The sequence below is a fragment of the Ensifer sp. GW821-FHT05G01 genome (assembly GCF_059419585.1).
The window spans coordinates 59,893-74,128 of the sequence record NZ_JBWKSC010000001.1 but is presented as its reverse complement, the minus strand read 5'-3'; the positions used below and the strand labels follow the sequence as shown (position 1 = coordinate 74,128).

The 14,236-nt window shown below is 62.3% G+C and carries 11 protein-coding genes; 6 read left to right on the top strand and 5 right to left on the bottom strand.

The features are described from left to right. Window positions 1-26: 26 nt before the first annotated feature. Entirely contained in the window at window positions 27-671 is a 645-nt protein-coding gene (locus AC07UR_RS00345; RefSeq protein WP_173418579.1) for a TetR family transcriptional regulator, read from the top strand. Here AC07UR_RS00345 and purU read toward each other — a convergent pair. Both purU and polA read right to left on the bottom strand, forming a co-directional pair. Further along, window positions 664-1,518, bottom strand: coding sequence for a formyltetrahydrofolate deformylase (gene purU, locus AC07UR_RS00340; RefSeq protein WP_209788306.1), 855 nt, complete (start codon window positions 1,516-1,518; stop codon window positions 664-666). The two genes, AC07UR_RS00345 and purU, sit on opposite strands and share 8 nt — an antisense overlap. A gap of 218 nt (window positions 1,519-1,736) precedes the next feature. Next, on the bottom strand, window positions 1,737-4,718 hold the full coding sequence (gene polA, locus AC07UR_RS00335) for a DNA polymerase I (protein WP_494700014.1): 2,982 nt from the start codon (window positions 4,716-4,718) through the stop codon (window positions 1,737-1,739). Between the two features lie 656 nt (window positions 4,719-5,374). Here polA and AC07UR_RS00330 point away from each other — a divergent pair. Together AC07UR_RS00330 and AC07UR_RS00325 are read left to right on the top strand one after the other, a co-directional pair. Then, entirely contained in the window at window positions 5,375-5,818 is a 444-nt protein-coding gene (locus AC07UR_RS00330; RefSeq protein WP_173418577.1) for a MarR family winged helix-turn-helix transcriptional regulator, read from the top strand. 204 nt (window positions 5,819-6,022) lie between these two features. Then, window positions 6,023-7,414, top strand: a complete 1,392-nt coding sequence (locus AC07UR_RS00325; protein WP_209788309.1) for a M20/M25/M40 family metallo-hydrolase — start codon at window positions 6,023-6,025, stop codon at window positions 7,412-7,414. Window positions 7,415-7,555: 141 nt separating this feature from the next. Here the strand turns inward: AC07UR_RS00325 and AC07UR_RS00320 are convergent, their stop codons facing one another. Further along, entirely contained in the window at window positions 7,556-7,894 is a 339-nt protein-coding gene (locus tag AC07UR_RS00320) for a hypothetical protein (protein ID WP_173418575.1), read from the bottom strand. Window positions 7,895-8,193: 299 nt separating this feature from the next. Between AC07UR_RS00320 and AC07UR_RS00315 the strand changes: the two genes are divergently transcribed. Beyond that, window positions 8,194-9,141, top strand: coding sequence for a lysylphosphatidylglycerol synthase transmembrane domain-containing protein (locus tag AC07UR_RS00315; protein WP_173418574.1), 948 nt, complete (start codon window positions 8,194-8,196; stop codon window positions 9,139-9,141). A gap of 11 nt (window positions 9,142-9,152) precedes the next feature. Here the strand turns inward: AC07UR_RS00315 and AC07UR_RS00310 are convergent, their stop codons facing one another. Both AC07UR_RS00310 and AC07UR_RS00305 read right to left on the bottom strand, forming a co-directional pair. Then, a complete protein-coding gene (locus AC07UR_RS00310) occupies window positions 9,153-9,644 on the bottom strand; it encodes a hypothetical protein (protein WP_412728327.1) in 492 nt (163 codons plus the stop codon). A gap of 93 nt (window positions 9,645-9,737) precedes the next feature. Further along, on the bottom strand, window positions 9,738-10,625 hold the full coding sequence (locus AC07UR_RS00305; protein WP_209788314.1) for a DMT family transporter: 888 nt from the start codon (window positions 10,623-10,625) through the stop codon (window positions 9,738-9,740). A gap of 499 nt (window positions 10,626-11,124) precedes the next feature. Between AC07UR_RS00305 and AC07UR_RS00300 the strand changes: the two genes are divergently transcribed. After that, the gene (locus AC07UR_RS00300) at window positions 11,125-11,334 is read left to right on the top strand and encodes a hypothetical protein (RefSeq protein WP_173418571.1); all 210 of its coding nucleotides are present in this window, start codon (window positions 11,125-11,127) and stop codon (window positions 11,332-11,334) included. 463 nt (window positions 11,335-11,797) lie between these two features. Then, window positions 11,798-14,035 (top strand): transglycosylase domain-containing protein, encoded by a 2,238-nt coding sequence (locus tag AC07UR_RS00295; protein WP_173418570.1) that lies wholly within the window; start codon window positions 11,798-11,800, stop codon window positions 14,033-14,035. The last annotated feature ends 201 nt before the right edge of the window (window positions 14,036-14,236 follow it).

The following is a 14,236-nucleotide window of genomic DNA, read 5'->3' as shown; positions in this document are numbered from 1 at the left end:
GCGGGCCGTTCTGCAAGGAGGAATGAATGCGCCGAACGAAAGCCGATGCGGAGGCAACCCGGCAGAAGATCCTGAGTGCTGCCGAACGTGTGTTCTACGCAAAGGGTGTGTCGAACACGACGCTGGAGGAAGTGGCCAAGGAAGCGGGCGTGACCCGCGGCGCCATCTACTGGCACTTTTCCAACAAGACCGATCTTTTCCTGGCCCTGCATGACGCAGTCCCCCTGCCCCAGGAAGACATGATCGCCCAGGAGATCGAGGCCGAGACCGCCGATACGCTGGCAATCGTCGAGGATGCGATGGGTGCCTGGATCGATATTCTGGCTGCTGACGAGCAACGCCAGCGCATCCTCACCATCATGCTGCGCACCAACTACGACGGCGACATGAGCGAGGTCCTGACGCGTCACAGGGAACTCGACGAACATCACAATTCCCTGCTCGAGCTGGCATTCGCCCGTGCCCTTGCCAGCGGCTACATGCGCGACAGCTGGACGCCGACATCGGCGACCCGCACGCTTCATTGGATGATGCTGGGCCTCTGCACGCAGTGGCTGCTCTTCGGCCGCAGCTTTGACATCGTCGCGGAAGGTCGTGATGGGTTGAGGCGACTGTTTTCCAGTTTCCGCACCCCTAGCGCCGCCCGCATCCCGCAGACCCCCGTTAGCTGAACACGACCGTCTTGTGACCGTTGAGCATGACGCGCCGCTCCAGGTGCAGCTTGACGGCACGTGCCAGCACGCGGCTTTCGATGTCGCGGCCGCTGGCGACGAAATCGTCTGCCGTCAAAGCGTGGCTGACACGCTCGGTCTCCTGCTCGATGATCGGGCCCTCGTCGAGATCCGGGGTGACGTAATGGGCCGTAGCGCCGATCAGCTTGACGCCGCGCTCATGGGCCTGGTGATAGGGTTTTGCCCCCTTGAAGGACGGCAGGAACGAGTGGTGGATGTTGATCGCCTTGCCATAAAGACGCTTCGACAAGGTGTCGGAGAAGACCTGCATGTAACGCGCCAGGATCACCAGGTCCGCGCCCGTCTCCTGCACGAGATGCAGTAGCTTCTCCTCCTGCTCCGCCTTGTTGGCCTTCGACACCGGCCAATGGTGATAGGGCACTGCTTCGAGGTCCGCCGTCCGCCGACTGTCCTCGTGGTTGGAAACGATGGCGACGACTTCGGCGTTCAGCCAGCCGACGCGGATCTGGTAGAGCAGGTGCAACAGCGCGTGGTCGAACTTCGACACCAGGATGACGATCCTCGGCTTGCGCGTCGGCTCCGTCAGCGTGGTGCGCATCTGGAACCGGTCGATAGCCGGCCGCAGCGCCCGCTCGACATCGTCACGCACCATGCCATCGGGTGCCTGGAAGGCGATGCGCATGAAGAAGCTGTTGGTGTGCCGATCCCAGAACTGGCTGCTTTCGGCAATGTTGGCGCCAAGGCCGGCCAGCTCCGTCGTCACCGCGGCAACGATGCCCGGCTTGTCGTCACAGGACAGCACAAGGATGAATGTATTGGCGGCCATGGTCCCTCCGATCGGCGGCTCTGCCGGGCGCGCTGGCGCCCTTCCCGATTGCTGCCTAGGGGGCGACGAGCAAAGCCGCAACGGCTGACGTGGCAGGCGGATGCGCTTTCTCTCATCGTGATATCGGGACAGACAAAAGGCGGCCGTGGTGGCCGCCTTCTGCAAGAATACCCGCAGCTGTCGTTGCAAGCTTTCTGATGGATTCCCTCAGAAAAGCCTCAGTGTGCCTCGTCCCAGTTCATCGCGGCGCGGGCGTCGACCTTGAGCGGCACGCGCATGTCGAGCGCCGGCATCGCGGCGTTCTCCATCACCGAGACGACGATCGGAATGGTGCGCTCGACCTCGGCATCCTCGACCTCGAAGATCAGTTCGTCATGCACCTGCAGCAGCATGCGGGCGGAAAGCTTCGCCTCGGCGAGCGCCGGCTCGATCTTGACCATGGCGCGGCGGATGATGTCGGCCGCAGAGCCCTGGATCGGCGCGTTGATCGACGCACGCTCGTTGAAGGCGCGATGCGAAGGGATCGACGAGCGGATGTCGGGATAGTGCGCGCGCCGGCCGAAGATCGTCTCGACATAGCCGTGCTCGCGGGCAAAGGCCTTGGTGTTTTCCATGTAGTCGCGAATGCCGGGGAAGCGCTCGAAGTACTTCTTGATGTAATCGCTCGCTTCCGACCGCTCGATCGACAACTGGTTGGCAAGACCGAAGGCGGAGATGCCGTAGATGATGCCGAAGTTGATGGCTTTCGCCCGCCGACGGATTTCGCTCGGCATGCCCTCGACCGGAACGCCGAACATTTCCGAAGCCGTCATGGCGTGAATGTCGACGCCATCGGCAAAGGCCTGCCGCAGCTGCGGGATGTCGGCGACATGGGCCAGCACGCGCAGCTCGATCTGGCTGTAGTCGGCCGAAACCAGCTTGTGGCCGGGCGTCGCAATGAAGGCCGTGCGGATCTTGCGGCCTTCGGCGGTGCGCACCGGGATGTTCTGCAGGTTCGGGTCGGACGAGGACAGCCGTCCCGTCGTCGTCGCCGCCAGCGCATAGGAGGTGTGGACGCGCTTGGTTTCCGGATGAACGAAGCCCGGCAGGGCGTCGGTATAGGTCGACTTCAGCTTGGTCATCTGGCGCCAGTCGACGATCTTGCGCGGCAACTCGTGGCCTTCAGCCGCGAGATCTTCCAGCACCTGCGCCGAGGTCGACCATTGGCCGGTCTTGGTCTTCGACCCGCCCGGCAGCCCCATCTTGCCGAACAGGATATCGCCGAGCTGCTTGGGCGAGCCGACGGTAAAGGTTTCGCCGGCCAGCTTGTAGATCTCGTCCTCGAGGGCTGCAGCCCCTTGCGCCAGCTCGCCGGAGAGGCGCGACAGAATCTGGCGGTCGATGGTGATGCCGCGCTCTTCCATATTCGCCAGAACCGGCACAAGCGGCCGCTCCAGCCGTTCATAGACGCGCACCAGCCCCTTGGCGCTAAGCCGCGGCTTCAGCACATGCCAGAGCCGCAACGTGACGTCGGCATCCTCGGCGGCATAGGCGGTGGCGCGGTCGATATCGACATAGTCGAAGGTCACCGACGACTTGCCGCTGCCGGTCATGTCCTTGTAGGCGATCGGCTTGTGGCCGAGCCAGCGCTCCGACAACGCGTCCATCCCGTGCGTACCGTTACCGGCATCCACGACATAGGACATCAGCATGGTGTCGTCGAAGCCCTTCACGGTGATGCCGTGCCGCTTCATGATAAGGTAATCGTATTTCAGGTTCTGCGCGACCTTCAGCACCGACGGATCTTCAAGCAAGACCTTGAGCCGGCTCAGCGCCTCACGCACCGGGATCTGGTTTTCCGCATGGCCGCCGCCGAGAAGATCACCGACGCCAGTCTTGTGGATCAGCGGCACGTAGGCAGCGCGGATCACCGTTCCCGCGGGATCCTTGGCATAGTCGGCGATCGCCAGCGAGAAGCCGACAAGCTCGGCCTGCATGGCGTCGAGCGACGTCGTTTCGGTATCGAAGGCGACGAGGCCCGCTTCCCTGGCGTCGGCAATCCAGGCATCGAGCGTCGGCAGATCGCGGATCGCGACGTAACGCGCGTGGTCGATGGCGGCATTGGCAAAAAGGGCTGCGCGCGACTGCGTCAACGCCTCGGGCGTCGCCTCGCCGGCCTCGCCCGTGGAGACGACGTCGCCCTTGGCCGCAGGTGCGGCATCTGTGGCGCTTGCAGGCGCCGGTGCAGCCGAAACCTTGTCGAGATCCGGCCCGCGCGCATCCGCGCCCCACTCGACCGGTACCGTGGCCGGCTCGACCGCATCGGCGTCCGTGCCGGTGGCAGCGGCGACGCGACGGGTGAGCGTGGTAAATTCCATCGCCTTCAGGAAGGCGACGAGACGCGGTCCATCCTGCGGTTCGAGCTGAAAGTCTTCGAGCGGGACGTCGAGCGGCGTGTCGGTGCGCAGCGTCACCAACTGGCGGGACAGGCGGGCGAGGTCAGCATTGGCGATGATGTTTTCGCGGCGCTTGGCCTGCTTGATCTCGCCGGCGCGCGCGAGCAGCGTATCGAGATCGCCGTATTCTTCCAGCAATTGGGCCGCCGTCTTCGGGCCGATGCCGGGAATGCCCGGCACGTTGTCGGTGGAATCGCCCGTCATCGCCTGAAGGTCGATCATCTTTTCCGGCGGCACACCCCATTTCTCGATCACTTCCGGGATCGAGATCTGCTTGTCCTTCATGCTGTCGTACATCGACACATTCGGCGTCACCAGCTGCATCAGGTCTTTGTCGGAGGAGATGATGGTGACACTGGCACCCGCCTGTTCGGCAAGGCGCGTATAGGTGGCGATCAGGTCGTCGGCCTCGAAGCCTTCCTTCTCGATGCAGGGCAGGTTGAAGGCACGCGTGGCGTGACGGATCAGCCCGAATTGCGGGATGAGATCCTCCGGCGGCGCCGAGCGATTGGCCTTGTAGAGATCGTAGAGTTCGTTGCGGAACGTCTTGGAGGAATAGTCGAAAATGACGGCGAAATGCGTCGGCGTCACGCCGACCGACGTATCGCGCGCATCGGTGAGCAACTTCCACAGCATGTTGCAGAAACCGGACACCGCGTTGACCGGAAGGCCATCGGATTTGCGGTTGAGCGGCGGGATGGCGTGGAACGCCCGGAAGATGAATCCGGAGCCGTCGACGAGGAAGAGGTGATCACCGTTTTTCATCGGCAATGGATAGCGCGGGGTGAGCCAAACGTCCATTGCGGTTTTCCGCGCTCGCGACATTCTCACCCCATTGTTGCGAGCGATCGTGCCGTGTTCGACAACGTCCGCCCCTTGCACGAACCATCTGTCGTTCGGCCGTCCTTACGGTCGGACGCGGACCGATCTACAGGCTCGCGTATTGGGCATGCGGCGCCTATCTCCGGCTGCGACAAGGCAGCAGCGCACAACGGTGCGCTGCGTGGTGGTCGTGGCAAGGATGACGATGGCGGTCACGCGTCCTGTTCGGTTTCGGCGCGCCGCGGAAAAGCCTTTGGATGCGGCCCCAAGCTTCACGGAAACGTTACGCATTTGTAATGCGCGATTCCTCGGCCCAATCCTTGAAAAGCCACATTTGACTCCTCAAATCTTACTTAACGGCACCGAGTGATGCCGTCTTCTGGTGATTGGCCTGTCCCCCGCCCGCACCAGATGAGGACAAAGGCCTTATCCCCCTCTCCGGGCCTTTGTCCCGTTTTCAGAGAACCGCCACGGCGCCGCCTCCGCGCCGTGGCGGTTTCTCGTTGTTCGGGTCAAATCGTTGTGAGACAAGGCTTTCTCAAGTCCATCGCCTGCTTTGTAACTTGTCTTCGCGCCGCATCGGGCGTACCCATTGGCGTATGGCCTTCAATCGTATGGAATCTGCGACCTATCTGGCCAGCCTGCTGGCCAAAAGTTTCTCGCGTGCCCTTCAAGAGCGCGGCCAGAAGCTCGGCTTCGCGCCCGGCCAATTCCCCGTCCTCCTGGAATTATGGGCCGAGGAAGGCCTGACGCAGAAGCAACTTCTCGACAGGCTCGACATCGAACAGGCGACCATGGCCAATACGCTGGCGCGGATGGAGCGCGACGGGCTCATCGTCAGGCGCAAACACCCGCAGGATAAACGCTCGCAACAGATCTTCCTGACGCAGAGGGCGAGGGAAATCGAGGCCGCGGCCAAGGAGGCGGCACTTGCGGCCGATCAGTCCTTGCTATCAGGCCTCAGGCAATTCGAACGGGAACTCATGCTCGAATACATGCGCATGGCGCTTGCCCATGCCCCGCGCGATGGCGGCACCGCGTAACAGCGACACGCCCCTCTGATCGATCCATCAATAAATTTGGCTTAAACCCGCCCGCCCGAGGCTCTAAACAACCAGAGCGGGTTCGTTCGGACACGCCAAAGTCGCTGCCGCCCGTTGAACGGCTGCGTGATTTCGCCCACGAAATCGATTCCGATTCGCGACATCATGCAGTAGGTTCCGGCAAAACTTGAAGCAAGGATATGCATGATGGCAGATATCACCCCCATTCTCGAGCGCGCAGACGCCAACCTGCCGAAGAGCCTGGACAGGCTTTTCGACCTCGTGCGCATCAAGTCGATCTCGACCGATCCGGCCTTCAAGGCCGATTGCCGCAAGGCCGCCGAATGGCTGGTCGCGGAACTGAACGGCCTCGGCTTCACTGCCTCGGTCCGCGACACCCCCGGACATCCGATGGTGGTCGCCCATCACGCCGGCGCAACCGCCGATGCGCCGCATGTGCTGTTCTACGGACATTATGACGTGCAGCCGGTCGATCCCTTGAACCTGTGGGATACCGATCCGTTCGAACCCGGCCTCAAGGAGCTTGAGCCCGGCCGCAAGGTCATCACCGGCCGCGGCACGGCCGACGACAAGGGTCAGCTGCTGACCTTCGTCGAGGCAGCCCGCGCCTACAAGGACGTTCACGGTTCGCTGCCCTGCCGCGTCACCATCCTGTTCGAAGGGGAGGAAGAATCCGGCTCGCCGTCGCTGAAACCCTTCCTCGAAGCCAATGCGGCCGAACTCAAAGCCGACTATGCACTTGTCTGCGACACCAGCATGTGGGACCGGGACACGCCGGCAATCTCGGCGGGCCTGCGCGGTCTCGTCGGCGAGGAAGTCGTCATCAAGGCGGCCGACCGCGACCTGCACTCGGGCTATTTCGGTGGCGCTGCCGCCAACCCGATCCGCATCCTGACCGGTATCCTCGCCGGGCTTCACGACGATGACAGCCGTGTGACGCTCGAAGGCTTTTACGAAGGCGTCGAGGAAACTCCGGCCCAGATCAAGGCCGGATGGGAGACGCTCGGCCAGACGGCCGAAAAGTTCCTCGGCGAAATCGGTCTTTCGATCCCTTCGGGTGAAAAGAACCGCTCGGTGCTGGAATTGACCTGGGCCCGCCCGACCGCCGAGATCAACGGCATCACCGGCGGCTATACCGGCGAAGGCTTCAAGACGGTGATCGCGGCTGAGGCTTCCGCCAAGGTCTCCTTCCGCCTGGTCGGTAACCAGAATCCGGAAAAGATCCGCGAAGCCTTCCGCGCCTATGTGCGCTCGAAGGTGCCGGCCGACTGCACCGTCGAGTTTCACGCGCATGGCGGTTCGCCGGCGATCCAGCTGCCTTACGATTCGAGCCTGCTCAACACGGCCAAACTTGCCCTTTCCGACGAATGGCCAAAGCCGGCCGTGGTCATCGGCATGGGCGGCTCGATCCCCATCGTCGGCGATTTCCAGAAGATGCTCGGCATGGAATCGCTGCTGGTCGGCTTCGGCCTTTCGGACGACCGCATCCACTCGCCCAACGAAAAGTATGAGCTGCAGTCCTATCACAAGGGCATTCGCTCCTGGATCCGCATCCTGAATGCGCTTGCGGCCTGATGTTACTGCGCCGCGCGCCAAACATGGCGCGCTATGGACGCTGTAATACCATGAATTTGCTGCATAATTTCTCCTTGAATCGATTCTGACTTAAGGAATTTTGCAGCAACGACGTCGTGGCGGGTCAGCCCGCCACGACGGTCACGCCACTTTGGAGATCATCTCGACAAAGTCGGCAATCAACGCGGCAAACACGCCGCTGCCGGTAACCATCACGCCGATGAAGAACACACGCGTCGCCTGCTCGTAGACCTTCGGCTGCAGCGAGCGCAGATGGAGGAAGTCCCACAGCGCACGCATCTGCAGGAGGATGCCGATCGCCAAGAGGATGACGGCGGGAAGATCGCCCATGTTCCACGGCAGCGGATTGGCCGCCCACTGGGTGAGAAATCCCAGCGAAAACGACAGCACCACGCCGACGACCGTCACGGTTCCGTTGCGAAAGACCGCTTCGATCAGTTTTTCCTCGTCGTTCTGCATCCGACCGCCTCCGCTTTACCGTGTCGTCTTCGCGATTTCTTGACCAAACTCCCGCCTCTGCCGGGGCATCGATCCTTGACCTCACCGGCCTCAGGTGCTTCCCTTTTGCAAAACAAATCAGAATGGGAAATTGGATCATTGGCAAGTGTAAGGACCGAGACGTCGCGTTCTGGGCGCGAAACTGTGACGAGCTGGAGCCACGATGGTGGCTGCTTTCATGAACAGATGCGTCCCGAGATAGTGGCGGCGCCGTCGACAGAGCCTTCGGCCAAGCTTGTTGCAGCGATCGCGACCCCGCTATGAGCAGGCTGCGCGCGTACTTCTGGCCCGTCGTCGGGCTGGCAGCGATCATCTTTTCGGTGCATGCACTCTATCACGAACTGAGCGGTCTCTCGCTGGACGATTTCCTTGCCAGCTTCACGGCGATTTCCCTGAAAAGCTGGCTTCTGGCGATCGGCGCCACACTGGTCGCCTATGCCGCCCTTGCCGGCTACGACAAGCTGGCGCTCGATCATCTCGGCCACCGCATCTCGCTGTGGTTCATCACGGTCTGCTCGTTCACCACCTATGCGCTCTCGCACAATCTCGGCGCATCCGTCTTTTCCGGCGCTGTCGTGCGCTACCGGGCCTACCGATCGAAGGGGCTGACGCCGGGAGAAGTCGGCGTCCTCGTCGCCTTCTGCTCGTTCACCTTCGCGCTCGGAACCCTGATGCTGTCGGCGATCGTGCTTCTGGTGAAACCGGAAATCATCGAACGGTTTGCCGAATTCCTGCCGGTCGAAATGTCGTTGACGACAGGCGTGCTGATCCTGATCGTCATCACGCTCTATGTCGTCGGCAGCCTCGTCGGCTTCCCGTCGATCCGCACGCGCTGGTTCCAGCTGCATTATCCGAAACCCGCCATCGTCTTGCGGCAGCTGGTGATCGCGCCGGTCGAGCTGATCGGTGCGGCCGGAATCATCTATTTCGCCCTGCCGGAAGCGGGCAATCCGGGTTTCATCGTCATTCTGGGGATTTTTCTCGCATCGTTCTCGGCAGCCCTGCTTTCGCACGCGCCGGGCGGGCTTGGCGTGCTGGAGCTGGTCTTCATCGCCGCCCTTCCGGAAATGGACCCGGCCGACGTGCTGGCGGCCCTTGCGATCTTCCGGATTCTCTACCTGGTCATACCGTTCATCATGGCGCTTGCCGTGATCCTGGTGTTCGAACGGTCGCGCTTCCTTGCCGAGCGGCGCGGCCCGGTTCAGTAAGGCAAGGGCCGTCACGGTACCTTGCACACGGCCGGAAGGGCCGCTTCGAGCGGCCCCTTCACTTCCTTCAGCCGTGCAGCTTCGATCTGATAGGGCGTGAACGGCGGCACCTGCAGCGACGGATTGATGATCCGCGTCACGTAGCAGCCGGCGAAGAAGCGCACGCGTGAGCGTTTCTCGATCGATTTCACTGCAACCGGCACCGCTGAGTAGATGCTTCCGGCGCCCGCCTCGGTCTTCACCTTGCCGAGCTTCACTTCGACCGAAACGGTCCGCTCGTAGCCGCGCGTGAAAGTCTTGTACCCGCCGACGGGTTTCGTCTCGCCGAAATAGCCGTAGGCGCGCGCGTATTCCTTGCGATTGATGGCGTTGTAGAGCGATCGAACGACAGCGGCACCATCAGAGCGATCGTCGACATAGGCGACACTATCCTGCGCCAGAACTTCGGAATTCACGGTGGTAAGCGTGGAAAAGGCCAGCACAGCGGCGGACGGAAACTTCACGGCATTCCTCCTCATCGGCTTTCGGGGCAGCCAGGCGAGCACAACATCAAGGCGAAGCCATAGCAGGATTCGCGAAAACATCGATATCGCCGATCAGGCCGGCGGCAGGCCTGCCTTGCGGCGGGCAACAACGCGCTCGCGCCAGACGGTGAAGATGCCGGCCGCCGCCACAAGCACCGAACCGGCAATCATGTTGGTGGTCAGCGTCTCGCCGAAAATGCTGACGCCCATGACCGACGCGAAAACCAGTTGCAGGTAAGTCAGCGGCTGGACGGCGACCGCGTCCAGCACGTCATAGGCGCGGATGAGGAAATAGTGGCTCGAGGTCCCGGTAAGGCATAGGAGCAGCATCCAGCCCCAATCCGGTGGCGACAGCGTCGTCCAGAAGAACGGACCGACAAGGCTGATCGCCAGGGCGCCGACAATGCCGGTATAGAAAAAACTCGTCATGGCCTGATCGTCGCGGCTGACCAGACGGGTGACGATGACATAGAGGGCAAAGACAAGGGCTGCCGCCAAGGGCAACAGGAATGCCGTCTCGAACAGGCCCTCGGCCGGTTTCAGGATCAGGAGAACGCCGATAAGCCCGACCGAGATCGCCAGCCACCGGCGCCAGCCGACACGCTCACCCAGGAGCGGCATAGACAGGAGGGCAACAAACAAGGGCGTCGCCGCAAGGATTGCCTGCGAATGCGCCAGCCCCACCAGCGTGAACGAGGTGATCACCATGACGATCTGCAGCGGCAACAGCAGCCCGCGCAGCACCTGCAGCAGCGGTCTTCTGGTCGCGGCCGTCACCTTGAGCCCGCCTGTTGCCCGGGTGGCGAGCACGACTGCAAACAGGGCAAAGGCCCAATAGCGGATCATTGCCACAAAGACAGGGGGATAGAGGCTGCCCAGATGTTTGGAGATGCCGTCCTGGATCGCAAAGATGACGATTGCCAGTAGCGCGTAGATGTAGCCGTTTGCCTTGGAGCCCATGTCCGCGCCGATACACCCGCAAGCCTTGCAGGACCAGTCTAATCTGCGCCGAAGGTGAGTTGACTTCGTCAGGCAGGAGAGAGGCCCAGACATGAAAAGAGCCCCGCGCGGGAGGAGGTGCACGGGGCTCTCAAACTTGACCGGTGACTGGGAGGAGGAGTGCCACCGATCCGCATCGGGCGCCGCGGGAGGAGGTGCAGCGCTTCGATAAGTCGTATAATAATCATGCGCCGCAATATTTTCAAGGGCAATTTGCTGCATCGCACCATTTTAATCCCTAGCCGCGTCGATAGACACCTGACTGTTGATTTAGGGAGCGAAGTTGAAGGCTATCGGCTGATCGATAGTCCGCAAGCATTCTGCAATCGCCCCGCCGACCCCACGCGCTTCGGCGACGTCATGGCACTACCTGGCCCGGCCTCCCGCCGGAACAAAATCGTGATTTCGAGCAGATCGCTTTGCGCGTTAGATTTGACCGGTGAGCGAGAAGGAGAAGATCATGAGGACGCTTCTAGTGACCGTAGCCGCCATCGGCCTGTCGACCTCCGCGGCATTTGCCGAATGCGCCTATCACGCCAAGACCAATGCAGCGATCGACACGGAAACGACGACAGCGAGCATATCGACGGAAAGCGAGCCGGTATCCGAAGAAATGGTAGTCCTGAAAAAGACCGATCGCCTGGTGCAGGACGAAAAGACTGCCGAATAGTCCGGCATCGACAGACCCAGTACCGGATCTTCATGTCTGCCACAGCGTCGGCGGTCGCCTATGTCACGCGCGCCAAGGAATGGGCTCGTCCATGGATTCGTGTCCGCGCAAAGACGCGGGCCTCGAGGGACCGCAGGAGCCGCTATATGGGGCGTGGTACGACTGGTCTTTGATGCCTGTTTCCAGGCGCCTCGCCCGCCCGAACGGTCCGCGGTTCTCGGACGAGTGTCATCATGCGAACGAAACGGCAACGCTCCGTGACGCCAGATCCGGCAAGCTGTTGAAGAGCATGCATATTTTACAATTGGGTTTTTAACCCCCCCTTAAATTGCCGCATTTAAAGTTCACCGCATCGCCGTGGCGGGTCGATCGATCAACTTTCCCCGCCCTTGAGATTGCATTTGCCGCTGGGGCAAAACGACTGGGCGCCCGCGATGCGGCATGAGGGGTAAATCCAAACAGCATGGCAGCAAGCGGCAAGTCAGGACAACGGATCGAGCCCTCGTTCGGCGCAAGCACCGACGACGATGATGACGATTTTCGCATCGAGGCCAGCGATCGCGTGACCGGCGGCGGCCGCAAACCGGCCCGTGGAAAATCGGCTCCCGCGCAGAAGAAGAAGGCGAAGCGCAGCAAGCGTGGCGGATCGCGACGCGGCTCCGGCAATGGCGGCGGCTTCATCGGCCTCGTGCGCACCCTGTTTTACTGGTGCATCGTGCTCGGGATCTGGGGTGCGATGGGCGTCGGCGGCCTGGTGCTCTATTACGGCGCGCGCATGCCGAGCGCCGAAAGCTGGTCGATCCCCGAGCGGCCGCCCAACGTCAAGATTCTTTCCGTCAACGGCGACATCATCGCCAATCGCGGCACGACCGGCGGCGAAGCTTTGTCGCTCGAAAACATGTCGCCCTACATTCCCCAGGCGGTGATCGCCATCGAGGACCGCCGGTTCTATTCGCATTTCGGCGTCGACCCGCTGGGTCTGGCACGCGCCATGCTGACCAATGTCACCACCGGCCGAATGGTCCAGGGCGGCTCGACGCTGACCCAGCAACTTGCCAAGAACCTGTTCCTGTCGCCGGAGCGCACGCTTGAACGCAAGGTGCAGGAAGTACTGCTCGCCTTCTGGCTGGAACAGAAATATTCTAAGGACCAGATCCTGGCGATGTATCTCAACCGGGTGTTCTTCGGCTCGAACGCCTATGGCGTCGAAGCGGCGTCGCGACGCTATTTCAACAAGTCGGCGCGCGACGTGAACCTCGGCGAGGCGGCTCTGCTTGCCGGCCTTCTGAAGGCGCCTTCGCGCCTGTCGCCGGCCCGCGACCCGAAGGCTGCGGAAGAGCGCGCCCAGGTAGTTCTCGGCGCCATGCGCGAGGAAGGCTTCGTCACCGAAAGCGAAATCAAGACCGCGATGTCGCAGACGCCGACCAAGGCCAAGAGTTACTGGTCGGGCGCCGAGCACTATGTCGCCGACATGGTGATGGATCAGCTTCCCGGCATGATCGGCGAGATCAAGGAAGACCTGGTCATCGACACGACGATCGACCTCAACCTCGAAAAGAAGGCCGAGGAGGCGATCAGCGCCACGCTTGACGCCGACGGCAAGAAGCTCGACGCCTCGCAGGCAGCCCTCGTGTCGATCGACGGCACGGGCGCCATTCGCGCGCTCGTCGGCGGCAAGGATTATGCCGAAAGCCAGTTCGACCGCGCCTCCAAGGCCAAGCGCCAGCCCGGCTCCGCCTTCAAGCCCTTCGTCTACGCGGCAGCACTCGAGATCGGTCGCACACCGATGTCGATCCGCAATGACGGCCCGGTCCGGATCGGCAACTGGACGCCTGAAAATTACGACCAGAAATACCGCGGCGAGGTCACGCTCGCCGACGCACTTGCCAATTCGTTGAACACCATCGCCGCGCAGCTCGTCATGGAAGTCGGTCCGCAAAATGTGGTGAAGGTCGCGCACCGCCTCGGCATCGATTCCGAGATGCAGGCCAATGCCTCGATCGCGCTCGGAACCTCGGAGGTAAGCCTCGTCGAGCTGACGTCTGCCTATGCCCCGTTCATGAACGGCGGCTTCAAGGCGACGCCGCATGTCATCCGCCGGATTTCCAAGGCCGACGGCACGGTGCTTTACGAAAACACCTACGACAACCCGCCGCGGGTGCTCGATCCGGCCATCGTCAGCGAAATGAACCAGATGATGGTGCGGGTGCTGACCAACGGCACGGGCAAGAAGGCGCAGTTGAAGGGCTGGGAAGCGGCCGGCAAGACCGGCACCACGCAATCCTTCCGCGACGCGCTTTTCGTCGGCTATACCTCGAACCTGACCACCGGCGTCTGGTTCGGCAATGACGACGGCAAGTCGATGAAGAAGGTCACCGGCGGCGGCCTGCCCGCCAAGGCCTGGCACGACTACATGCTGGCCGCGCACGAGGGGCTTTCGCCCTCGCCGCTGTTCGGCACCACCGGGGTGCAGCCGGTCTTCGACGACGGCGGCACACCTCCGGCCGCGACGGGCGACATTCTTTCGGGCGATCCGAACGCCTTTCCAGCACCGCCTGTCGGCGTCGACGGTTCGATGGCCGTCCAGCAGACCCGCCCCTTGCCCGAAGGCAACGGCGGCATGGTACCGCCGGCCGATGTCGGCGAGACCACCGGCGCCACCAAGCGCACGACACTTTTCGATATCCTGACAGGCGGTTGAGGCGGCGCAAACGGCGCCGTCCCGCCGCTTTCGGGCCGTCCCGGCCTTCGGCGAAACGCCGATTGTCCGCCGCACGCCAATCGCAGGCTTGCTTTTGCCCCCAATCGCCCCGCAGAATGCCTTGCAGTCCGAAACGCCGGTCCTTATATACGCCGCATCGGCGCAGCCAACGCTGCGAAGAAATCCAAAGACCATCCCGTT